We start from the raw sequence: 21,708 nt of genomic DNA, 5'->3' as shown, positions 1-21,708 counted from the left end.
GGTAGGGCGAGCATCGTCGTGACCCGCCAGTAGGACAAGACGAGGGCCGATCACGTCGCGTGAGCCGGGTCGCGCTCCGGCCCGGGGACCGGGCACGGTGGCGGGGTGCACCTGCTGCTCGAGTACACCCTCGCCCCCGACTACCTCGAGCGCCGGGCGGCGCTGCGCGAGGACCACCTGGCCCTCGCCCGGGCGGCCCACGAGCGCGGGGAGCTCCTGCTGGCCGGCGCGCTGCCCGACCCGTACGACCGCGCGCTGCTGGTGTGGACCGCCGGGCGGGACGTCGTCGAGCGGTTCGCCGAGCAGGACCCCTACGTCGTCCACGGGCTGGTGACGGGCTGGACCCTCCGCCGGTGGGACGTCGTCGTCGGCTGACGCCGGTCAGCCCGGCCGGCGCTGCCGCCGGTAGTCGCTCGGGCTGGTGCCGTAGGCCTGCCGGAACGCGCGGCTGAGGCTGGCCGCGTCGGGGAAGCCGCAGCGGCGCGCGATGTCGAACACCGGCGCGGTGCCGCGGGGGTCGGCGAGCTCGCGGCGGCAGCGCTCGAGGCGCCCGGCCCGGATGTGGGCGGCCACCGTGGTGCCCTGCCCGGCGAAGAGCCGGTGCAGGTGCCGCGTCGACACGTGGTGCGCGCGGGCGACGGCGGCCGGGTCGAGGCCGGGGTCGGCGAGGTGCTCGGCGACCCAGCCGTGGATGCGGCGCAGCTGCTCGGCGGCCGGCCCCGCCGGGGTGGCCGGCGCGGCCTGCTCGGCGGCGACGGTGGTGACCAGCTCGGCCACCTCGCCGGCCAGCCGCACCCCGCCGGCCGGTGAGAGGTCGGGCGGGCCGGTGACCAGCTCCCGCAGCACCCGCCCGACGATGGCGCCCAGCCCGCTGCTGCCGTCGATGGTCCGGGCGGTCAGCCGCTGCGACCCGGCCGCGTCGAGGGTGACGCTCGGGCGCGGCCAGGTGAGCACCAGCAGCCCGACGTCGCCGCCCATGTGCCAGGAGAAGGGCCGCCCGGTCTCGTATAGCGCGTAGTCCCCCGCCGCCAGCACCGCCTCCCGCCCGTCCTGGCAGAGCACCGCCGCGCCGTGCGCGACCAGCCCGACCTGCAGGTAGGCCGCGTCGTCGGCCCGGGCCAGGCCGCGGGTGCGCCGGTAGTCGGCCCCGCTGGTCGCGACCGTGGCGACCGACAGGTGCCCGACGGGCGCGCTGCGCACCGACCCGGCGAAGGGGGCGTCGCGGTCGGCGGCGTCGATGTCGAGGGCGACGAAGTGCTCGCGGATGAGGTCGCGCCACCGGTCCAGCCGGTCGGTCGACCCGGTCGCAACGCCCAAGGCCGCCTCGCAGGTGGGCTCCGGCGGTCCGGGACCGCACGCGCAGGGGGGAGGCCAGTCTGGTCGATCCTGTCGCCCAGCGACAAGCCGCAGGGCACCGGTGGCCACGCCGGGGCCCGCGGGGCGGTCGAGACTGCGCCCACCACCGCCCCGCCGGGAGCCGCGATGACCGCCACCGAGGACCGCCCCGCCACCACCACGGTGCGCGGCGCCTGCCCCCACGACTGCCCCGACACCTGCGCGATGCTCGTGACGGTCGAGGACGGCCGCGCCACCGCCGTCCGCGGCGACCCGGAGCACCCGTTCACCCGCGGCGCGCTGTGCGTCAAGGTCAACGACTACGTCGACCGGGTCTACAGCCCGCGGCGCGTGCTGCACCCCCTGCGGCGGACCGGACCCAAGGGCAGCGGCGAGTTCACCCGCATCTCGTGGGACGAGGCGCTCGACGAGATCGCCGGCCGGTTCCGGGAGGCGATCGGGCGCCACGGCCCCGAGACCGTCATGCCGGTCAGCTACCTGGGCACCGAGGGCGTCCTCAACGGCCTCAACGTGGGCGACCCGTTCTTCAACCGGCTCGGCGCCACCGTCACCGAGCGCACCTACTGCGACTCCGGGGCCTGCACCGCCTACACGATGACGATCGGCGCCACGGCCGGCGTCGACCCGGAGAGCCTCGTGCACTCCCGCTACATCGTCATCTGGGCCTGCAACGTGGTGTCGACCAACCTGCACCTGTGGCCGGTGATCGCCGAGGCGCAGCGGCGGGGCGCGAAGGTCGTCGTCATCGACCCCGTCCGGCACCAGACGGCGGCCCGCGCCGACTGGCACATCCCGATCCGCCCGGGCAGCGACGGCGCGCTCGCCCTGGCGCTGGCGCACGTGATCATCGGCGAGGGCCTCACCGACGAGGCGTACGTGCGCGACCACACCCTCGGCTTCGAGGAGCTGGCCGAGCGGGTGCGGCAGTACACGCCGGAGTGGGCCGAGCAGGAGACCGGCATCCCGGCCCCGGACATCCGCACGCTCGCCCGCGAGTACGCGGCCGGCGCGCCCTCGATGATCCGGATCGGCGTGGCGATCGAGCGGCACGCCGGCGGCGGGCAGACGGTGCGCACCATCGCGTGCCTGCCCGCGCTGGTCGGCGCCTGGCGCCGGGTGGGTGGCGGGCTGCTGCAGCTGCCGCTGTGGGCCTTCCCGGTGAACTGGGGGGCCCTGATGCACCCCGAGCTGATCACGCCGGGCACGCGGGTGGTCAACCAGTACCTGCTCGGCCGGGCGCTGACCGGCGAGCTCGGCCTCGACCCGCCGATCACCGCGCTGGTGGTCTACAACTCCAACCCGCTGGTCGTCTGCCCCGAGCAGGAGAAGGTCGCCGCCGGGCTGGCCCGCGAGGACCTGTTCACGGTGGTCAGCGACCAGTTCCTCACCGACACCGCCCGGCACGCCGACGTCGTGCTGCCCGCGACCACCCAGCTCGAGCAGCTCGACGTGATGTTCAGCTGGGGGCACTTCTACGTCTCGCTCAACACCCCCGCGGTCGCGCCGCTGGGCGAGGCGGTGTCCAACACCGAGCTCTTCCGGCGGCTGGCCGCCCGGATGGGGTTCACCGAGCCGTGCTTCACGCGCACGGACGAGGAGATGGTCGCCGAGGCCTTCGACTGGTCGGCGCCGCAGATGCAGGGGATCACCGTGGAGTCGCTGCGCCGCACCGGGTGGGCACGGCTGAACCTGCCCTCGCGCGACGAGTACGCGCCGCACGCCGACGGCGGCTTCCCGACGCCGTCGGGGCGGACGGAGTTCCGCTCGTCGGTCGCCGAGCAGGCCGGCAACTTCGTCGTCCCGCTGTTCCGGCAGGGCTCCGACGAGCACCAGCCCGGCGGGACCGTGGACCCGCTGCCGCACCACGTCCCCTCGCGGGAGCCCGCCGACCCGCGCCACCCGCTGTACCTGATCTCGCCCAAGTCGCACGCGTACCTCAACTCCAGCGCCGGGGACATGCCGGCCCAGCAGCGCGTCCAGGGTGAGCAGACCGTCCTGCTGCACCCCCAGGACGCCGCCGAGCGCGGGATCGTCGACGGGCAGGACGTGCGGGTCTCCAACGACCGCGGCTCGTTCGTGGCGCGCGTCCGGGTGACCGACGCGGTCGTCTCGGGCGTCGCGGTGTGCCCGATGGGCACCTGGCGGCGCAACAGCCGGGCGCTGGCCACGGTCAACGCGGTCACCCCGGTCGCCTTCGCCGACCTGGGCAACGCGCCGACCTTCTCCGACACCCGGGTGCAGGTCGAGCCCGCGTGAGGACCCACCGCCTCCCCGGGGTCCCCCCTCACCCCGGGGAGGCGGTGCTCGCGAGCCGGCGGACCTCGGCCGCGGGAGCCAGGCGCCGGCCGGCCGCCTCCACCGCCCGGGCGGCGCGGGCCACCAGCTCGGCGTTGCCGGTGGCGCACCCCAGCGGCGCGTCCTCCAGGCCCACCCGCAGGTGCCCGCCGCGGGTCAGCGCCGCGTCCCACAGGGCGTCGAGCTCGACGCCGAGGCCGGCCACCATCCAGCGCGCGCCGGGGGCGCAGGCGCCGAGCAGCCGCAGCTGGGCCTCCAGCGCCCACCCGGCGGGCGGCAGGCCGAAGGTGAACCCGGTCGAGAACACGAACCGGTAGACCGGCGGGGGCACGCCGGGCACCGCGTCGGCCAGGACCGCGCCGGTGCGCAGGAAGCCCGGCTCGTAGACGGCGTCGCTGGGCACCAGGCCGTGCTCGGCGCACAGCTGCAGCCCGGTGCGCACGTCGGAGGCGGAGTCGGCGTAGAGGAACCCGTCGCCGCCGTCGGCCAGCTCCGCCGTCGTCGACAGGTCGACCGAGCCGGGGTCGACGACGGCCCACTCGACGAGCCCGGCCCGCGCCAGCCGGGCGACGGTGTCGTGCCGCGCCCGGGCCTGCACCGGTCCGGCCGAGGGCACCGGCCCCATCGGCACCGTCGGGTGGCAGACGACGTCGCGGCGGCGGCGGACCTCCTCGAACACCGGCGCGTAGAGCTCGTAGGCCTCCCGCGGCGCGCCGGCGTCGTCGTAGGCGTGCAGGTGCACCACCGCGGCCTCGGCGTCGGCGCAGGCCACCGCCTCCTCGACCAGCCGCTCGCGCGTCACCGGTGCGAGCGGCTGCCGGGGACCCCACGGCCCGTCGAGAGCGACCTCCAGCCACACCCCGTCGGTCACGGTCGCGCTCCCCCCGGCTCGGCGGTCACCCGCCGGTGCAGTGTCCGCTAGCGTCCGCGCGGTGACGACGGCCCCGGTCGACCAGCGCGTCACCCGGCGCCGCCTGGACCTGCTCACCCTCGGCCTGTTCACCGTCGCGCTGGGCACCAACATCCCGACGCCGCTGCTGCTGGTCTACCGGCGCACGCTGGACCTGTCCGAGGCCGACGTCACCGCCGTCTTCGGCTGCTACGCCATCGGCCTGGTCGCGGCGCTGACCGTGTCGGGCGCGGCCTCGGACCGCTTCGGCCGCCGCGCCCTCGTGCTGCCGTTCGCGGTGCTCGCCGGCCTGGTCTCGCTCCTGTTCGTCCCCGCCGTCGAGCACCTGCCGCTGCTCTACGCCGGCCGGCTGCTGCAGGGCGTGGTGTCCGGCGTGGTGTTCTCGGTGGCCAACGCCTGGCTGCAGGACCTCGCCGGGCCGGCGGGGCAGCAGTCGGCGGCCACCCGCGGGGCGGTGTCGACGTCGCTGGGCTTCGCCGTGGCGCCCGCGATGAGCGGGGTGCTCGCGCAGTACGGCCCGGCCCCGACGACGCTGCCCTACCTCGTGCACGTCGCCGTCCTGGTCGTCGGGCTCGGCGCGCTGGTCGCCGTCCCCGAGACCGTGACGGTGCGCGGCCGCGGCCGGCTGATGACCCTCGGCCTGCCGCCGGAGGCGCGCCGCCCGTTCTGGGCGGTGCTGGCGCCCACCGCCGTCGGCGTGTTCGCGTTCCCGACGGTCGCCGCGACCCTGCTGCCGCTGCTGGTCGTGCCCGGCGGGGTCGGCGTCGCCTACGCCGGCCTGATCGCCGGGCTGGCCCTGGGGGCGAGCGCGGCCGCGGCGCGCGTCGGGCGGCGGGCCGATCGGGGCGCCGGGCCGCTGGGGATGGTGCTCTGCGCGGCCGGCACCGGGTGCGGCGTGCTCGCCGTCGTCACGCGCGGGGAGCTGCTGCTGCTGCCCGCGTCGGTGCTGATGGGCGGCGGGGCGGGGCTGTGTCTGACCGCCGGGCTCACGCTCACCGCGCGGCTGGCCCCGCCGCACACCCGCGGGGCGATGAACAGCGCCTTCTACGCCTTCGCCTACGCCGGCTTCGGCACCCCGCTGCTGCTGGCCTGGCTGGGCGGGCTGCTCGGCACGGTGCCGGTGCTGACCGCCTTCCTCGCCGTGCCGCTGGCGATCGCCGCCTGGCTGTGGCGCGAGCTGCGCCCGCGGCGCGGCTGAGCGCGCTCAGCAGGGACCGGCGTCCAGCGCGCGCAGCCGGCCGGCCAGGAACTCCCGCTCGACGGCGTTCGGGGTGAGCAGCAGCGCCTCGGTGTAGGCCTCCCGCGCCTCGGCGTACCGGCCCAGCCTTCGCAGCAGGTCGGCCCGGGCGGCGGGCAGGTAGCCGTAGCCGGCCAGCTGCGGCTCGGCGGCCAGTTCGTCGAGCGCGGCCAGCCCGGCGGCGGGGCCCGAGGCGAAGCCGACGGCGACCGCCCGGTTGAGCGCCACCACCGGGGAGGGCCACACCGAGGCCAGCACGCCGTAGAGCGCGACGACCTCCGCCCAGTCGGTGTCCGCCCACGCCGGCGCCTCGGCGTGGACGGCGGCGATCGCGGCCTGCAGCGCGTACCGCGACGGCGGCCGCGCCCGCAGCGCCTCGCGCACCAGCGCCACTCCCTCGGCGATCGCCGCCCGGTCCCACCGCGAGCGGTCCTGCTCCTCGAGCAGCAGCAGCCGGCCGTCCGCGCCGGTGCGGGTCTCCCGGCGGGCGTCGGTGAGCAGCAGCAGCGCGAGCAGCCCGGCCACCGCCGGGTCCCCCGGCAGCAGGCCGCGCAGCAGCCGGCACAGCTGCACCGCGCGCGCGACCAGGTCGCGGCGCACCAGCTCCTCGCCTGCCGGCGCGGCGTGCCCGGTGGTGAACAGCAGGTGCACCACCGCCAGGACGGCGTCCACCCGGGCGGGCAGCTCCGCCGGCGGGGGCACCCGGTAGGGGATGCGGGCGACGGCGATCTTCTTCTTGGCCCGCGTGAGGCGGGCGGCCATCGTCGGCTCGCTCACCAGGAACGCCCGGGCCACCTCGGCGGTGGTCAGCCCGCACACCAGCCGCAGGGTGAGCGCGACCTGCGCCGCGCGGTCGAGCGCCGGGTGGCAGCAGGTCACCACCAGGCGCAGCCGGTCGTCGGGGTAGCCGTGCGCGCCGTCGTCCCGCGGGTCGGGCGCGGCCGCCTCGACGTCCGCCTCGACCAGCAGCGGCAGGTGCCGGCGCTCGACGCCGGCGTGGCGCAGCGCGTTGAGCGCCCGCCGTCGGGCCGCCGTGGTCAGCCAGGCCCCCGGCCGGGTGGGGACGCCGGTGCGGCGCCAGTCGGTCAGGGCGGCGGCGAAGGCCTCCTGGACGCACTCCTCGGCGGTGTCGATGTCGCGGGTGACGCGCACCGTCGCGGCGAGCACGAAGGCCCACTCGCGACGGTGCGCGTCAGCGACCGCGGCCGCGACGGCGTCGGCGTCGGCAGCGGCGGACACGTCAGTCGAAGGTCATCACCGGGCGGACCTCGACGCCGCCGAAGCGGGCCGGCACCGTCCGGGCCACGGCGAGCGCGGTGTCGAGGTCGGGCGCCTCGACGAGGTAGTAGCCGCCCAGCGCCTCCTTGGTCTCGGCGAAGGGGCCGTCGGTGACCTCCGCGCCGCGCACGCTGGTCGCCGTGGCCGTCGGCTCCAGCGCCTCCCCGCCGAGCAGCTTCGCCCCGTGCTGCTCGACGCCCGCCGCGAACCGGTCGTGGTCGGCCGTCACCTCGCCGAGCACCTCGGGCGTGGCGGTCGCGTACTGCGCCTCGTCCTCGTAGATCAGGATCAGGTAGCGCGCCATCTCGTCCTCCCGGACTCCGGGGCCCGCCTCCCGGGCCCTCCACCTCTCCGACACCCGGGCACCGTCGGGATCGACAGCTCCGCCCGACACCGTCCCCGATCGGTGCACCCTGCACCCCGGACGGCGGGTGGACGGTGCACCGTGGACTGGGACCCGGTGGCGGGACACCAGAGGATGGACGACGACGCCGGCGGACGGGAGGCGGGACGTGACGGTGCGGGACTCGACGGTGCGGGACTCGACGGTGCGCAGTGCGGTCCGGTGGGCCGCGACCCACGGGGCGATGCGGCTGGCCATCCGGGCCCGGGCCCGCGCGGGCAACCCCGACGCCGAGGTGCTGCGCGACCCGGCCGTGCGCGAGGACCCCTTCCCCCGCTACGAGCGGCTGCGGACGCCGGCGCCGTTCGCCCCCGGGGCGTTCGCCAAGGCCACCGTGCACCACGCCGTGTGCACCGAGGTGCTGCGCAGCGACGCCTTCGGGCAGATCGCCGGCGGCCGCACCGACGGGCTGCCGCCGGTGCTGCGGGCGGCGCTGCGGCTGGCCGGCCCGCGGCCCACCGTCGGCCCGATCGACCCGCCGTCGATGCTCGCCGTCGACCCGCCCGAGCACACCCGCTACCGCCGGCTGGTCACCCGCGCGTTCAGCGCCCGCGCCGTCGCCCGGCTGCGCGAGCGCACCCGCCTCGTCGCCGACGAGCTGCTCGACGACCTCGAGCGCGAGGCCGCCGCCTCCGGCGGGCGCGTCGACCTGGTGGCCCGCTACGCCAGCCTGCTGCCGGTCACGGTCATCTCCGAGGTGCTCGGCGTGCCGGTGTCGATGCGCGAGCAGTTCCTGGCCTGGGGCGACGGTGCCACGCCGAGCCTGGACATGGGCCTGGACTTCCGCACCCACCGCGCGGTCGAGCGCAACCTCGGCGAGCTCGACGCGTGGTTGCGCGGCCACCTGCGCCGGCTGCGCCGCGAGCCCGGCGACGACCTGCTCTCGGCCCTGGTCACCGCGGCCGACGAGGACGGCGGCGGGCTCGGCGAGCAGGAGCTGCTGTCCACCGCGGCGCTGGTGTTCGGCGCCGGCTTCGAGACGACGGTCAACCTCGTCGGCAACGGCGCCGCGCAGCTGTTCGCCGCCCCCGACCAGCGCCGCCTGCTCGCCGAGGACCCCTCGCTGTGGCCCAACGCCGTCGACGAGGTGCTGCGGGTGGACTCCCCCGTGCAGCGGACCGGGCGGCTGGCGCGGCGCGACACCACGGTGGCCGGCACGCCCGTCCGCGAGGGCGAGCTGGTGCTGCTCGTGCTCGCCGCCGCCAACCGCGACCCCCAGGTGTTCGACGACCCGGCCGCCTTCGACGTCACCCGGGCCAACGCCCGCGACCACGTGGCCTTCTCCAGCGGCATCCACTACTGCCTGGGCGCGGCGCTGGCGCGGATGGAGGGCGAGGTGGCGCTGCGGGCGCTGTTCGAGCGGTTCCCCGGCCTGGCCCCGGCGGGCACCGGGCGCCGCCGCCGCACGATCATCCTGCGCGGCTACGAGTCGCTGCCGGTCGTCCTCGCCCCGCGCGCCGCCGTCCTCGGCTGACCGCGGACGGCGCGCGGCTCCCCCTGGTCAGCCCGCGCTCCCGGGCGGACCCTCGCAGACGGCCGGTCCCACCGTCCCCGGGAGGTCCCCGTGTCCCGAGTGCTGACCACGGGCGTCGCCGCGGCCGCCGCCGTCCTGCTCGCCGCCTGCGGCGGGGACGCCGACGACACCACCGCCCCGGCCGCGACCCGGGCCGCCACCGCGCCCGCCGGGCAGGGGTTCTGCGAGCAGGCGGCCGGCACCGACGAGCGGGTCGAGGCGGCGCTGGCCGACCTCGGCGACGCCTCGCTGACCGACGTGGTCCGCGAGCTCGCCGCGGACCTGCGCTCGGTGGAGCCGCCCGCCGCGATCGCCGGCGACTGGGACACCCTGGCCGGCGGCCTCGACCGGCTGGCCGACTCCCTCGCCGACGTCGACCTCACCGACCCCGGCTCGCTGACCGCGCTCGAGGACGTCGCCGGCGACCTCGACGCCGCGAGCGACCGCGTCGACGCGTACCTGCGCGACGAGTGCGGTACCGGCTGAGCGCCCGGTCCCACCCGGCGGGAGCGGCCGGGAGCGTCCCCGGCGCGGCGTGGCGGGTCACGATCCGACAACCGGACGGCGACGTTTCGGCGACTTCCGGCAATGCGCAGCGGGCAGCGTCCTCCGTAATGTCACTGACAGCAGCCAGGTCGTACCGGTCCGTCACTGCCGGTGCGCACACCCCGCCTCAGAGGAGCTTCCCGTGTCCCCCTCCCGCACCCACCTCAGCCTGCTGACCGACCACTCCGCCTACGCCCAGCCGGCCTACGCCCAGCCCACCTACGCCCAGCCCGCCTACCAGCCCGCGCCCGTCTCCTGGGACGACGACGGCTGGAACGGCACCTCCTGGTCGCAGATCGCCATGGGCGACGCCCCCGGCGGCGAGGAGTCCTGGCGGCTCGACGCCCTGTGCGCCGAGACCGACCCCGAGGCGTTCTTCCCGGAGAAGGGCGGCTCGACCCGCGAGGCCAAGCGGGTGTGCTCGGGCTGCTCGGTGCGCGCCGAGTGCCTGGAGTTCGCGCTGGCCAACGACGAGCGCTTCGGCATCTGGGGCGGCCTGTCGGAGCGGGAGCGCCGCCGGGTGCGCCTGCAGCGCCGCACCTCGCTCTCCGCCTGACCCCGCCCGTGCGACGGACCGCCGGCCACCGGCCCGGGACCACCGCCTAACGGGGGTACCGCCCCGCGCTCCGGGGGTCCATCGTCGAGGCGTCCACCCGACGCCGCGACGGACGAGGAGCCCGACGTGACCGAGACCCTGCCGGGGGCGGCCGCCCCGGCACTGCCGTCCTACGCCAGCGGGACCAGCACCGTGCCGCTGCTCGGCGACACCATCGGCGCCGACCTCGACCGGACGGCGGCCCGCGTCGGCGACCACGAGGCGCTCGTCGAGTGCGCCACGGGGCGCCGCTGGACCTACCCGCAGCTCGTCGCCGACGTCGACGCCTGCGCCCTCGGCCTCGACGCCCTCGGCGTGGCCAAGGGTGACCGGGTCGGCATCTGGGCGCCCAACTGCGCCGAGTGGGTGTTCGTCCAGTACGGGACGGCGAAGCTCGGCGCGGTCCTGGTCAACATCAACCCGGCCTACCGCACCCACGAGCTGGCCTACGTGCTGCGCCAGGCCGGCATCTCGGTGCTGGTCGCCGCGCCGGAGTTCAAGACCAGCGACTACCGCGCCATGGTCGCCGAGGTCCGCGGCGAGTGCCCGGACCTGCGCGAGGTCGTCTTCCTGGGCGACCCGGAGTGGGACCGGCTCATGGAGTCCGGCCGGGCCGCCGACCGCGGCCTGCTCGCCACCCGCGCCGCCGAGCTCTCCCCCGACGACCCGATCAACATCCAGTACACGTCGGGGACGACCGGCTTCCCCAAGGGCGCCACGCTGAGCCACCACAACCTGCTCAACAACGGGTTCTTCGTGGGCGAGGGCTGCGGCTACACCGAGGCCGACCGGGTGTGCATCCCGGTGCCCTACTACCACTGCTTCGGCATGGGGATGGGCAACCTCGGCGCCACCAGCCACGGGGCGACGATGGTCATCCCCGCGCCGGCGTTCGACCCGGCGGCGACGCTGCGGGCGGTGCAGGACGAGCGCTGCACCTCGCTCTACGGCGTCCCGACGATGTTCATCGCCGAGCTGGCGCTGCCCGACTTCGCCACCTACGACCTCTCCAGCCTGCGCACCGGGATCATGGCCGGCTCGCCGTGCCCGGTGGAGGTGATGAAGCGGGTGGTCGCCGAGATGGGCATGACCGAGGTGACCATCTGCTACGGCATGACCGAGACCTCGCCGGTGTCCACCCAGACCGGCGCCGACGACGACCTCGACCGCCGCACCTCCACCGTCGGCCGGGTGCACCCGCACCTGGAGGTCAAGGTGGTCGACCCGGCCACGGGGATCACCGTGCCCCGCGGCACCCCCGGCGAGTTCTGCACCCGCGGCTACTCGGTGATGCTCGGATACTGGGACGAGCCGGAGAAGACCGCCGAGGTCATCGACCGCGCCCGCTGGATGCACACCGGCGACCTCGCCGTCATGGACTCCGCCGGGTACCTCAACATCGTCGGCCGGATCAAGGACATGGTCATCCGGGGCGGGGAGAACGTGTACCCGCGCGAGGTCGAGGAGTTCCTCTACACCCACCCCGACGTCGTCGACGCGCAGGTCATCGGCGTCCCCGACGAGCGCTACGGCGAGGAGCTCATGGCGTGGGTGCGGCTGCGCGAGGGCGCCGAGCCGCTCACCCCCGAGGCGCTCAGGGCCTTCTGCGCGGGCAAGCTGGCGCACTACAAGGTGCCCCGCTACGTCAAGGTCGTCGACGCCTTCCCGATGACGGTCACCGGCAAGGTGCGCAAGGTCGAGATGCGCGAGGTGTCGGTGCACGAGCTCGGCCTCGAGCAGGCCGCCGCGATCAGGAACGCCTGAGGCAGGACCCCGCTGCCCCCACCGCTCGCACGCTCGCGCCAGGCCCGTCCAGAGGCTCGCCACGAGCGTGCGAGTGGTGAGGAGGACGGGGTCCTGCTGCCTGCAGCGGGGCCGTCACGCGGTCGCGGCGGCCTCGGCCATCTCGGCGAGCAGGACGCCCATCTCCTCGCGGGGCAGCTGCCCGGCGCTGTGCGGGGTGGAGTTGACCAGCCCGAAGACGGCGTGGGCGCGGGCGCGGCAGGCGTCGGTGCCCTCACCGGGCCGCAGCCGGCGCAGCACGTCGACCCACACCTCGACGTAGCGGCGCTGCAGCCGGCGCACCCGCGCGGCGTCACCGGGGGCCAGCGAGCCGAGGTCGCGGTCGTGCACGGTGATCAGCGCCGGGTTGTCCAACGCGAAGTCGACCTGGAAGGCGACCAGCGCCCGCAGCTGCTCGGCGGGGTCGGGCCCGGCGACGGCCACCCGCTCCCGGCCGCCGGCGAGCAGCCGCTCGCTGATGCCCTGCAGCATCTCGGCGATCATCGCGTCCTTGCTGGCGAAGTGCCGGTAGATCGCCGGGCCGGTCACGCCGATGGCGGCCCCGACGTCGTCCACCCCGACCGACCGGGAGCCGCGTTCGGCGAACAGCCGCGCGGCCGCCTGCAGGATCTGCTCGCGCCGGGAGAGCCGGGTGGCGTCGGCGGCCAGCGCGGTGTCGCTGTCGGCCAGCGCGTCGGTCACCCCGGCAATGCTAGCGGCGGCGTGTGAACGTGCGTTAACCTCCGGCGCGTGGCGTTAACGACGGTTAACAGCGAGCCGGGAGAGGTCACGACGGTCCTCGGCTCACCCCCGGGCGGCACGGGCTACGCGGACGCGCACCGCGCCCTCGTCGCCGACCTGCGCGACCAGCTGGCCCGGGTCGCCGAGGGCGGCGGCGCGCGGGCCCGCGAGCGGCACGTCTCGCGGGGCAAGTTCCTGCCCCGCGAGCGGGTCGACGCGCTGCTCGACCCCGGCAGCCCCTTCCTCGAGCTGAGCCCGCTGGCCGCCCACGACCTCTACGGCGGCGACGCGCCGTCGGCCGGGATCATCACCGGCATCGGGCGGGTCGCCGGCCGGGAGTGCGTCGTGGTGGCCAACGACGCCACCGTCAAGGGCGGCACCTACTACCCGATGACGGTGAAGAAGCACCTGCGCGCGCAGGAGGTGGCGCTGCACAACCGGCTGCCCTGCGTCTACCTGGTCGACTCCGGCGGCGCCTTCCTGCCGCTGCAGGAGGAGGTCTTCCCCGACCGGGAGCACTTCGGCCGGATCTTCTACAACCAGGCCACCATGTCGCGGGCCGGCATCCCGCAGCTGGCCGCCGTCCTCGGCTCGTGCACCGCCGGCGGCGCCTACGTGCCGGCGATGGCCGACGAGGCGGTCATCGTGCGCGACCAGGGCACGATCTTCCTCGGCGGGCCGCCGCTGGTGAAGGCCGCCACCGGCGAGGTGGTCAGCGCCGAGGACCTCGGCGGCGGGCTGCTGCACAGCCGCACCTCCGGCGTCACCGACCACCTGGCCGACGACGACGCGCACGCGCTGCGGCTGCTGCGCCGCATCGTCGGCACGCTCGGCCCGCGCAGCCCGCGGCCGTGGGACGTCGTCCCCGCCGAGGAGCCGCTGCACCCGGCCGAGTCGGTCTACGACGTGGTGCCCACCGACCCGCGCACGCCCTACGACGTCCGCGAGGTGATCGCCCGGCTCGTCGACGGCAGCCGGTTCGGCGAGTTCAAGGAGCTCTACGGCCCCACGCTGGTGACCGGCTTCGCCCGCATCCACGGCCACCCCGTGGGGATCGTGGCCAACAACGGCGTGCTCTTCGCCGAGTCGGCGATGAAGGGCGCGCACTTCGTCGAGCTGTGCGACCGGCGCTCCATCCCGCTGCTGTTCCTGCAGAACATCACCGGGTTCATGGTGGGTCGTGACTACGAGGCCGGTGGCATCGCCAAGCACGGCGCCAAGATGGTCACCGCCGTCGCGTGCGCCCGGGTGCCCAAGCTGACCGTCGTCATCGGCGGCTCCTTCGGCGCCGGCAACTACTCGATGTGCGGCCGGGCCTACTCCCCCCGCTTCCTGTTCACCTGGCCCAACGCCCGCATCTCGGTCATGGGCGGCGAGCAGGCCGCCAGCGTGCTGGCCCAGGTGCGCCGCGACGGGCTGGAGGCCCGCGGCGAGGAGTGGCCGGCCGAGGACGAGGAGGCCTTCAAGGCCCCCATCCGCGAGCAGTACGAGCGCCAGGGGCACCCGTACCACGCCACCGCCCGGCTCTGGGACGACGGCGTCATCGACCCGGCCGAGACCCGCACGGTCCTCGGCCTCGCCCTGTCGGCCACGGCCAACGCGCCGCTCGAGGACGTCGGCTACGGCGTCTTCCGGATGTGAGCGCCGTGTTCGACACCGTCCTGGTCGCCAACCGCGGCGAGATCGCCGTCCGCGTCATCCGCACGCTGCGCCGCCTCGGCGTGCGCAGCGTCGCCGTCCACTCCGACGCCGACGCCGGCGCCCGGCACGTCCGCGAGGCCGACGTCGCCGTCCGGCTCGGGCCGACGCCGGCCGCGCAGTCCTACCTGTCGATCGAGCGGCTGCTCGACGCCGCCGCCCGCACCGGCGCGCAGGCGGTGCACCCCGGCTACGGGTTCCTGTCGGAGAACACCGCCTTCGCCCAGGCCTGCGCTGACGCCGGGCTGGTCTTCGTCGGCCCGCCGGCCGAGGCCGTCGAGGTCATGGGCGACAAGATCCGCGCCAAGCAGACGGTCGGCGCGGCCGGCGTCCCCGTCGTCCCCGGCCGGGCCGACCCCGGCATGACCGACGAGGACCTGGTGGCCGCGGCCGAGGAGGTCGGTTACCCGGTGCTGGTCAAGCCCTCGGCCGGCGGCGGCGGCAAGGGCATGCGGCTGGTGCACCGGCCCGGCGACCTGCGCGCCGCGCTGGTGTCGGCCCGCCGCGAGGCCGCGACCAGCTTCGGCGACGACACCCTCTTCCTCGAGCGCTTCGTCCTCGGCCCGCGGCACGTCGAGGTGCAGGTCCTCGCCGACACCCACGGCACGGTGCTGCACCTGGGTGAGCGCGAGTGCAGCCTGCAGCGACGGCACCAGAAGATCGTCGAGGAGGCGCCCTCGCCGCTGCTGACGCCGGACCAGCGGGCGCGCTACGGCGCGCTGGCCGTCGACGTCGCCCGCGCCGTCGGCTACACCGGCGCCGGCACCGTGGAGTTCATCGTCGGCGGCGACACCCCCGACGAGCCGTTCTTCATGGAGATGAACACCCGGCTGCAGGTCGAGCACCCGGTCACCGAGCTCGTCACCGGGATCGACCTGGTGGAGCAGCAGCTGCGGGTGGCGGCCGGCGAGCCGCTGCCCCTCGGCCAGGACGACGTGGTGCTCACCGGCTCCGCCGTCGAGGCCCGGCTCTACGCCGAGGACCCCGCCCGCGGCTTCCTGCCCACCGGCGGCACGGTCCGCGCGCTCGCCGAGCCCTCCGGCGAGGGCGTGCGGGTCGACAGCGGCCTGCTCGAGGGCCTCGAGGTCGGCAGCGCCTACGACCCGATGCTGGCCAAGGTCGTCGCCTGGGGCCCCGACCGCGACAGCGCGCTCACCCGCCTGGACCGGGCGCTGGCCGGCACCGTCGTCCTCGGCGTGGGCACCAACACCGGCTTCCTGCGGGCGCTGCTCGCCGACGGCGACGTGCGCGCCGGGCGGCTGGACACCGGCCTGGTCGAGCGCGAGCTCGACCGGCTGACCGGCGCGAGCGTGCCGGTCGAGGCGCACGCCGCGTTCGCGCTGTCCCGGCTGGCGGCGCTGCGGCCGGCCGGCCCGGTCGTCGACCCGTGGGACGTGCCCAGCGGCTGGCGCCCCGGCGGCCGGCAGGCGCCGCTGCGCTGGGACCTCGCCGGTCCCGACGGCGAGCGGCTGCCCGTCACGCTCACCGGCGGGGACCGGCTGCGGGTCGGCGACGGCAGTGGGGACGGGGACGAGCACGTGGTCGCCGGCACCCCGGTCGACGGCGGCCTGCTGGTCACCGTCGACGGCCGCACCACGCACGCGAGGACGGTGGTCGACGGCGCGGTCACCTGGGTGCACGTCGACGGCGTCACCGCGGCGCTCGCCGAGCTGCCGCCCGCGCGGCTGCACGCCGACGCCGCCTCGGCCGACCGCACCGTACGCAGCCCGATGCCCGGCACCGTCGTCGCGGTGCCGGTGACCCCCGGCGCCGTGGTCCGCGCCGGGGAACCCCTGGTGGTGGTGGAGGCGATGAAGATGGAGCACACGCTGACCGCGCCGGCCGACGGTACGGTCGACGTCCCGGTGCGGGTGGGCGACCGGGTCGCCGTCGACCAGGAGCTCGCCGTCGTGCACCCGGGCGAGGGGTCGTGAGCACCCCGCTGGCCGGCCTGCCCGCGCGGGTCGAGGTGTACGAGGTCGGCCCCCGCGACGGGCTGCAGAACGAGGCCGTCGCGCTGCCCGTCGAGGTCAAGGCCGAGTTCGTCCGCCGGCTGGCCGCCGCCGGGCTGCGCACGGTGGAGCTGACCAGTTTCGTGCCGAAGCGGTGGATCCCCCAGCTCGGCGACGCCGAGGAGCTGCTCGCACTGCTGGGCGGGGACCAGCCGGCCCGCGCGCCGGTGCTCGTGCCCAACGAGAAGGGGCTGGAGCGGGCCGTCGCCGCCGGCGCCCGCGAGGTCGCGGTGTTCGCCTCGGCCACCGAGTCCTTCGCCCGGCGCAACCTCAACCGCACCGTCGCCGAGTCGCTGGCCGCCTTCGCCCCCGTCGTCGAGCAGGCCCGTACCGCTGGCCTCCCGGTGCGCGGCTACGTGTCCATGTGCTTCGGCGACCCCTGGGAGGGCGCCGTGCCGCTCGAGCAGGTGGCCGCCGTGGCGCTGCGGCTGGCCGAGTTCGGCTGCGCGGAGATCAGCCTCGGCGACACCATCGGCGTCGGCACCCCCGGCCAGGTGGCCGCCCTCCTGGCCCTGCTCGACCGGGAGGGCCTGGGCGCCGACCGCCTCGCCGTCCACTTCCACGACACCTACGGGCAGGCGCTGGCCAACACGCTGCTCGCCCTGCAGCACGGGGTGACCACGGTCGACGCCTCGGCCGGCGGCCTCGGCGGCTGCCCCTACGCCGGCAGTGCCACCGGCAACCTCGCCACCGAGGACCTCGTCTGGCAGCTCGACGGGCTCGGCGTCGACACCGGCGTCGACCTGCCCGCGCTGGCCCGCACCAGCCTCTGGATGGCCGACCGGCTCGGCCGCCCCAGCCCCTCCCGCGCCCTCGCGGCGCTCGCCCCCACGCTCACCACCCCCACGGACCAGGAGTCCTGACGTGCTCGACACCCGCCTGACCGACGAGCAGATCCAGCTCAGGAAGACCGTCGAGGAGTTCGCGCGCGAGGTCGTCGCGCCGGTCTCCTACCAGCACGACCGGGACAGGACGTTCCCGTACGAGGTCGTGCGCCAGATGGCCGACATGGGCCTGTTCGGCCTGCCCTTCCCCGAGGAGTACGGCGGCATGGGCGGGGACTACTTCACGCTGTGCCTGGCCATCGAGGAGCTCGCCCGCGTCGACCAGAGCGTGGCCATCACGCTGGAGGCCGGGTGCTCGCTGGGCGCCATGCCGGTGTACCGGTTCGGCACCGAGGAACAGCGCCAGGAGTGGCTGCCGCTGCTGACCAGCGGGCAGGCGCTGGGCGCGTTCGGGCTCACCGAGGCCGGTGCCGGCAGCGACGCCGGCGGCACCCGGACGACGGCGGTGCTGGCCGACGGGCAGTGGACGATCAACGGCAGCAAGGCGTTCATCACCAACTCCGGCACCGACATCACCCGGCTGGTCACCGTCACCGCCGTCACGGGGCAGCTCGCCGACGGCCGCAAGGAGATCAGCTCGATCCTCGTGCCGGTGCCCACGCCCGGGTTCACCGCCGAGCCGGCCTACGACAAGGTCGGCTGGCACGCCAGCGACACCCACCCGCTGTCCTTCGACGACGTCCGGGTCCCCGAGGAGAACCTGCTCGGCGAGCGCGGCCGCGGCTACGCCAACTTCCTGCGGATCCTCGACGAGGGCCGCATCGCCATCGCCGCGCTGTCGGTGGGCGCCGCCCAGGGCTGCGTGGACGAGAGTGTGAAGTACGCGCGGGAGCGCTCGACGTTCGGCCGGCCGATCGTGCAGAACCAGGCCATCGCCTTCAAGATCGCCCGGATGGAGGCCCGGGTCGTGGCCGCCCGCACCGCCTACTACGACGCCGCGGCGAAGATGCTCGCCGGGCTGCCGTTCAAGAAGGAGGCCGCGGTGGCCAAGCTGGTCGCCGGCGAGGCCGCCATGGACAACGCCCGCGACGCCACCCAGGTGCACGGCGGCTACGGCTTCATGAACGAGTACCCGGTGGCCCGGCACTACCGGGACTCCAAGATCCTCGAGGTCGGCGAGGGCACCACCGAGGTGCAGCTCATGCTCATCGCCCGCGAGCTCGGCCTCTGAGGGACCTGTCGGTGGGCTGTGGTCGGCTGCCCGGCGTGACCGACCTGCTGGCGCGCACGCGGACCGCCTACGACACGGTGGCGCCCGACTACGCCGACCTGCTGCGCGACGAACTGGACCGCAGGCCGCTCGACCGGGCGCTGCTCGGCGTCCTCGCCGAGGACGTGCACCGGCGCGGCGGCGGGCCGGTCGGCGACCTCGGGTGCGGGCCCGGGCGGGTGGCGGCGCACCTGCACCGGCTCGGGGTCGACGTGGTCGGCGTCGACCTCTCGCCGGCCATGCTGCGGGTCGCCCGCCGGGACCACCCGCGGCTCCCGCTCGCCGTGGGCGCGCTGGCCGCGCTGCCGCTGGCCGACCGGGTGCTGGCCGGCGCCCTGGCCTGGTACTCGCTGATCCACACCCCGCCGGCGCTGCTCCCCGGCCTGTGCGCGGAGCTGCGCCGGGTGCTGGCCGACGGCGCCCCGCTGCTGCTCGCGTTCCAGGCCGGCGACGGCGGCGAGCAGCACCTCGCGCGGGCCTACGGTCACGACGTCGACCTGCCGGTCTTCCGCCACGACCCCGACGTCGTCGTCGGGTGCCTGGCGCGGGCCGGCCTCGCCGTCCGGTCCACGACCGTCCGCGCACCGGAGCTCCCCGAGTGCACCGCTCAGGTCTACGTCACCGCCGTCCGGGAGGAGCACCGCTGATGGCCGAGGAGGTGGGCTCCGGCGAGGTGGTCGCCCGCGGCGTCCGCGCGGTGGAGGACCTGCCCGCCGGGCTGGTCTACGCCGGGGTGTCGCTGGGCGTGCTGCCGGCGCAGCGGCTGGCGCAGACCCGCCCCGGCGCCCGCGGCGCGGTGCTCCTGGAGGCCTGCCTGCCGGCGGCGGCGCACGGCGGGTGGCCGGCCGGCCTCCCGGTGCAGGTGCACGGCACGGCCGCCGACCCGTTCTTCGCCGGCGAGGGCGACCTCGACGCCGCGCGGGCGCTGGTGGCCGAGGCCGACGACGGCGAGCTCGTCGTCCACCCCGGTGACCGGCACCTGTTCACCGACCGCTCGCTGCCCTCCTACGACGCCGCGGCCACCGCGCTGCTCACCGGACGGGTGCTGGAGCTGCTCGCACGCGTGTGACCCCGGCCCACGCGGCGACGGCGTCGTCCCCGGGGTCGCCGTCGGCCACCAGGGCGCGGAACGCCCGCCGCACGGTGCCGCCCGGCGGCAGCCGCAGCGGGTGCCGGGCCGCCAGCGAGGACCCGAGGCCCGGGTAGTCGGCCACGCGCACGAACCACGGGTCGGCGCGGGTGGCGTCGTCGGCACCGGCGAGGACGACGGTGCAGCCCGCCGCCCGGTCGGTCCAGGCCAGCCACGCGGCGGGCGAGCCGTGCACGGCCTCCTCCCCCTCCGCGTCCGGGGTGCGCACGTGCGGCTCCCCCGCGGGCGGCAGCCGCCAGGAGAAGCCGCCGTACCCGGCGCCGGGGCGCCCGTTCGTGGCCGGGCTGCCGAGCGCCAGCTCGCCGCCGGTGGCGTTGGTCAGCACGGTGGTGAACCCCAGCTCCCAGCCGCCGGCGACCGGGCGGGCCCGCACCCGGCGGTGCTCGCCGAGCAGCAGCCGCCCGTCCGGGCCGAGCCAGTGCAGCGCCTCGTCGAGTCCGCCCTGGGAGCGGGCGGAGAAGCCCGCGGACTCCACCCGGCCGTGATCCGCGCGCGCGGTGTAGCCGCGGTCGCGGAGGTAGGTCGGCCCGCCCCAGAGGTTGGCGCCGCCGACGTCCGGGATGCCGACCGACACCCCCAGGTGCCACGGGTGGTCGGCGGGCAGCGCGTCGCTCACCGGCACCCCGCCCAGGGTGGTGACCGGGTGCAGGTACGGCCGGGGCGCCAGCGACGGGTCCAGGTCGCGGCCGTCGCGGTACTCGGCGACGACGACCCCGCCGGCCCGCAGCACCGCGACCGGGCGGTCAGCCACGGGCGGCCCCGGCCCCGGCCCGCGCCCAGGGCAGCCCGAGCTCGGAGAACAGCGCACGGTCTGCGGCCGCCCGCTCGACCGCGTCGGCCACACCGGGGACGACGACGTGCGGGTGCACTCCCGCGGTCCCGACGCGCCGGTGCGCCGACGGCACCTCGAGCGGCTCGGTGGCGAGCCGGACCGCCTCCACCACCTGCATGAACGCGCGGGTGGCGGCCAGCGGCACCAGCACCGGGCGGCCCGGCTCGCGGACGGAGGCGACGAGGTCCTCGAGGAGGTCGGTGGCCGGGTGCTCCGTCGTCGACACCTCCCCGCCCCGCTCGAGCCGGACCAGCCCCGGGCGGTAGTGCAGCGTGATGCGCCCGCGGGTGCCGTGCACGACGAGGTACGGCTCGACGTCGCGGTCGGCGCACAGGGTCACGGCCACGGTGACCTCGGTGCCGCGGTCGGTGACCACGCGCAGGCACGAGGTGTCGTCGGCCTCGATCGGGTTGGCCCGGTACAGCTCCACCTGCACGTCGGCCACGGCCGCGGCGCCGTCGATCGCCAGCGCGGTGGCGGTGGCGTGCGCGAACGGGTTGGTCAGCGCGCCGTCGACCACCGGGACGCCGTCGAGGCTGCGCCGGCCGGCCCAGGGCGCGCGTCCGTAGTACGCGGCGTCGCGCTGCCAGGCGCCGGCGGCACCGATGCCCAGCACCTCGCCGATCGCACCGTCGGCCACCAGCGCGCGCACCTGCGGCAGGGCCCGCGAGCCCAGGCTCTGGAAGCCCACCTGGCACAGCCGGCCGGTGCCGGCGAGGTCGGCGGCGAGCTGCTCGAAGCCGGCCAGCGTGGGCGTGGGCGGCTTCTCCAGCAGGACGTCGGACCCGGCGCGGGCCGCGGTGAGCGCCAGCCCGGCGTGCGTGTGGATCGGCGTGCTGACGATCGCGATGCCGGGGCCGGTGACCTCGAGCAGCTCGGCCAGCCGCGGGCCGACCGGGACGTCGCCGGCCAGCACGCGCTGCTCGGCGGTCAGGGGGCGGGTGTCGCAGATGCCGGCCAGGCGCACCGGCACCCCCGCGCGGGTGGCCCGGGCGACGTTCTCCAGGTGCCACCGGCCGTGGCCGTGCGCGCCCACCAGGACGGCGGGGACGGGGCTGGCCCGGTGCGGGCTGGGCGCGACCATGCGGCGTCCTCCTCGGATCGACGGTCGCCGCCACCGTAGCGTGGCGCAGGCCACGTGGGAAAGCGGTTGCTCGCATGTCCTGCTCGCCGCGTCGCCTCCTCCGACACCGGGCTGCAAACCGCATCCCGGCGTCCGTGAGCTACGGCACATCTCGTACTTGACACGTGCCATGGGTCACAGCACCCTGTCCTCGGCAAGCGTTTACCGGGCCGGAGCGGACA

Annotated in this window: 20 protein-coding genes; 13 read left to right on the top strand and 7 right to left on the bottom strand. The window is 76.3% G+C overall.

Features of this window, described 5'->3' with window-relative positions; genetic code table 11:
• Positions 1-105 precede the first annotated feature (105 nt).
• Positions 106-375 carry a YciI-like protein gene (locus BMZ33_RS01295; protein WP_091106985.1) on the top strand — a complete coding sequence of 90 codons (270 nt, stop codon included), beginning with the start codon at positions 106-108 and terminating at the stop codon, positions 373-375.
• A gap of 6 nt (positions 376-381) precedes the next feature.
• Here BMZ33_RS01295 and BMZ33_RS01290 read toward each other — a convergent pair whose 3' ends face one another.
• Complete coding sequence (locus BMZ33_RS01290) at positions 382-1,317, bottom strand: AraC-like ligand-binding domain-containing protein (protein ID WP_169063737.1); 936 nt, start codon at positions 1,315-1,317, stop codon at positions 382-384.
• Positions 1,318-1,482: 165 nt separating this feature from the next.
• Between BMZ33_RS01290 and BMZ33_RS01285 the strand changes: the two genes are divergently transcribed.
• Entirely contained in the window at positions 1,483-3,612 is a 2,130-nt protein-coding gene (locus tag BMZ33_RS01285; protein WP_091106980.1) for a molybdopterin-containing oxidoreductase family protein, read from the top strand.
• A 28-nt stretch (positions 3,613-3,640) separates the two neighbouring features.
• On the opposite strand, the gene BMZ33_RS01280 is transcribed toward BMZ33_RS01285, so the two are convergent.
• Positions 3,641-4,522, bottom strand: coding sequence for a 3-keto-5-aminohexanoate cleavage protein (locus BMZ33_RS01280; protein ID WP_169063736.1), 882 nt, complete (start codon positions 4,520-4,522; stop codon positions 3,641-3,643).
• Between the two features lie 61 nt (positions 4,523-4,583).
• Between BMZ33_RS01280 and BMZ33_RS01275 the strand changes: the two genes are divergently transcribed.
• Positions 4,584-5,759 carry an MFS transporter gene (locus BMZ33_RS01275; RefSeq protein WP_169063735.1) on the top strand — a complete coding sequence of 392 codons (1,176 nt, stop codon included), beginning with the start codon at positions 4,584-4,586 and terminating at the stop codon, positions 5,757-5,759.
• Positions 5,760-5,765: 6 nt separating this feature from the next.
• Here BMZ33_RS01275 and BMZ33_RS01270 read toward each other — a convergent pair whose 3' ends face one another.
• Both BMZ33_RS01270 and BMZ33_RS01265 read right to left on the bottom strand, forming a co-directional pair.
• Positions 5,766-7,037: an RNA polymerase sigma factor gene (locus BMZ33_RS01270; protein WP_091106975.1), complete on the bottom strand. Its 1,272-nt coding sequence runs from the start codon at positions 7,035-7,037 to the stop codon at positions 5,766-5,768.
• Position 7,038: 1 nt separating this feature from the next.
• Positions 7,039-7,380 (bottom strand): YciI family protein, encoded by a 342-nt coding sequence (locus tag BMZ33_RS01265; protein WP_091106972.1) that lies wholly within the window; start codon positions 7,378-7,380, stop codon positions 7,039-7,041.
• A gap of 208 nt (positions 7,381-7,588) precedes the next feature.
• Here BMZ33_RS01265 and BMZ33_RS01260 point away from each other — a divergent pair, with 208 nt between their 5' ends.
• From BMZ33_RS01260 to BMZ33_RS01245, 4 genes are all read left to right on the top strand, one after another.
• The gene (locus tag BMZ33_RS01260; RefSeq protein WP_169063734.1) at positions 7,589-8,953 is read left to right on the top strand and encodes a cytochrome P450; all 1,365 of its coding nucleotides are present in this window, start codon (positions 7,589-7,591) and stop codon (positions 8,951-8,953) included.
• 90 nt (positions 8,954-9,043) lie between these two features.
• Positions 9,044-9,478, top strand: coding sequence for a hypothetical protein (locus BMZ33_RS01255; protein WP_136697162.1), 435 nt, complete (start codon positions 9,044-9,046; stop codon positions 9,476-9,478).
• A 202-nt stretch (positions 9,479-9,680) separates the two neighbouring features.
• Entirely contained in the window at positions 9,681-10,094 is a 414-nt protein-coding gene (locus tag BMZ33_RS24605; RefSeq protein ID WP_169063733.1) for a WhiB family transcriptional regulator, read from the top strand.
• A 126-nt stretch (positions 10,095-10,220) separates the two neighbouring features.
• Entirely contained in the window at positions 10,221-11,897 is a 1,677-nt protein-coding gene (locus BMZ33_RS01245) for an AMP-binding protein (RefSeq protein WP_169063732.1), read from the top strand.
• Between the two features lie 114 nt (positions 11,898-12,011).
• Here the strand turns inward: BMZ33_RS01245 and BMZ33_RS01240 are convergent, their stop codons facing one another.
• Positions 12,012-12,617 carry an SACE_7040 family transcriptional regulator gene (locus BMZ33_RS01240; protein ID WP_169063731.1) on the bottom strand — a complete coding sequence of 202 codons (606 nt, stop codon included), beginning with the start codon at positions 12,615-12,617 and terminating at the stop codon, positions 12,012-12,014.
• A gap of 48 nt (positions 12,618-12,665) precedes the next feature.
• Between BMZ33_RS01240 and BMZ33_RS01235 the strand changes: the two genes are divergently transcribed.
• The 6 genes from BMZ33_RS01235 to BMZ33_RS23880 are packed head-to-tail and all read left to right on the top strand — an operon-like array spanning position 12,666 to position 19,490.
• Entirely contained in the window at positions 12,666-14,297 is a 1,632-nt protein-coding gene (locus tag BMZ33_RS01235; RefSeq protein WP_169063730.1) for a carboxyl transferase domain-containing protein, read from the top strand.
• A gap of 5 nt (positions 14,298-14,302) precedes the next feature.
• Positions 14,303-16,288: an acetyl/propionyl/methylcrotonyl-CoA carboxylase subunit alpha gene (locus BMZ33_RS01230; protein WP_169063729.1), complete on the top strand. Its 1,986-nt coding sequence runs from the start codon at positions 14,303-14,305 to the stop codon at positions 16,286-16,288.
• Positions 16,285-17,229, top strand: coding sequence for a hydroxymethylglutaryl-CoA lyase (locus tag BMZ33_RS01225; protein ID WP_091106967.1), 945 nt, complete (start codon positions 16,285-16,287; stop codon positions 17,227-17,229). Before BMZ33_RS01230 ends, BMZ33_RS01225 begins: the two co-directional genes overlap by 4 nt.
• Before the next feature lies 1 nt (position 17,230).
• The gene (locus BMZ33_RS01220) at positions 17,231-18,382 is read left to right on the top strand and encodes an acyl-CoA dehydrogenase family protein (protein ID WP_091106965.1); all 1,152 of its coding nucleotides are present in this window, start codon (positions 17,231-17,233) and stop codon (positions 18,380-18,382) included.
• Positions 18,383-18,417: 35 nt separating this feature from the next.
• The gene (locus BMZ33_RS01215; protein WP_091106962.1) at positions 18,418-19,068 is read left to right on the top strand and encodes a class I SAM-dependent DNA methyltransferase; all 651 of its coding nucleotides are present in this window, start codon (positions 18,418-18,420) and stop codon (positions 19,066-19,068) included.
• The gene (locus tag BMZ33_RS23880; protein ID WP_091106960.1) at positions 19,068-19,490 is read left to right on the top strand and encodes a dienelactone hydrolase family protein; all 423 of its coding nucleotides are present in this window, start codon (positions 19,068-19,070) and stop codon (positions 19,488-19,490) included. Before BMZ33_RS01215 ends, BMZ33_RS23880 begins: the two co-directional genes overlap by 1 nt.
• On the opposite strand, the gene BMZ33_RS01205 is transcribed toward BMZ33_RS23880, so the two are convergent.
• Positions 19,453-20,322 carry a DUF6807 domain-containing protein gene (locus BMZ33_RS01205; RefSeq protein WP_169063728.1) on the bottom strand — a complete coding sequence of 290 codons (870 nt, stop codon included), beginning with the start codon at positions 20,320-20,322 and terminating at the stop codon, positions 19,453-19,455. The two genes, BMZ33_RS23880 and BMZ33_RS01205, sit on opposite strands and share 38 nt — an antisense overlap.
• The gene (locus tag BMZ33_RS01200; RefSeq protein ID WP_091106954.1) at positions 20,315-21,487 is read right to left on the bottom strand and encodes a Gfo/Idh/MocA family protein; all 1,173 of its coding nucleotides are present in this window, start codon (positions 21,485-21,487) and stop codon (positions 20,315-20,317) included. Before BMZ33_RS01200 ends, BMZ33_RS01205 begins: the two co-directional genes overlap by 8 nt.
• Positions 21,488-21,708: the final 221 nt, after the last annotated feature.

Source organism: Geodermatophilus dictyosporus (genome assembly GCF_900115505.1).
Taxonomy (GTDB): domain Bacteria; phylum Actinomycetota; class Actinomycetes; order Mycobacteriales; family Geodermatophilaceae; genus Geodermatophilus; species Geodermatophilus dictyosporus.
This window is presented reverse-complemented; position numbering and strand designations above follow the sequence as displayed.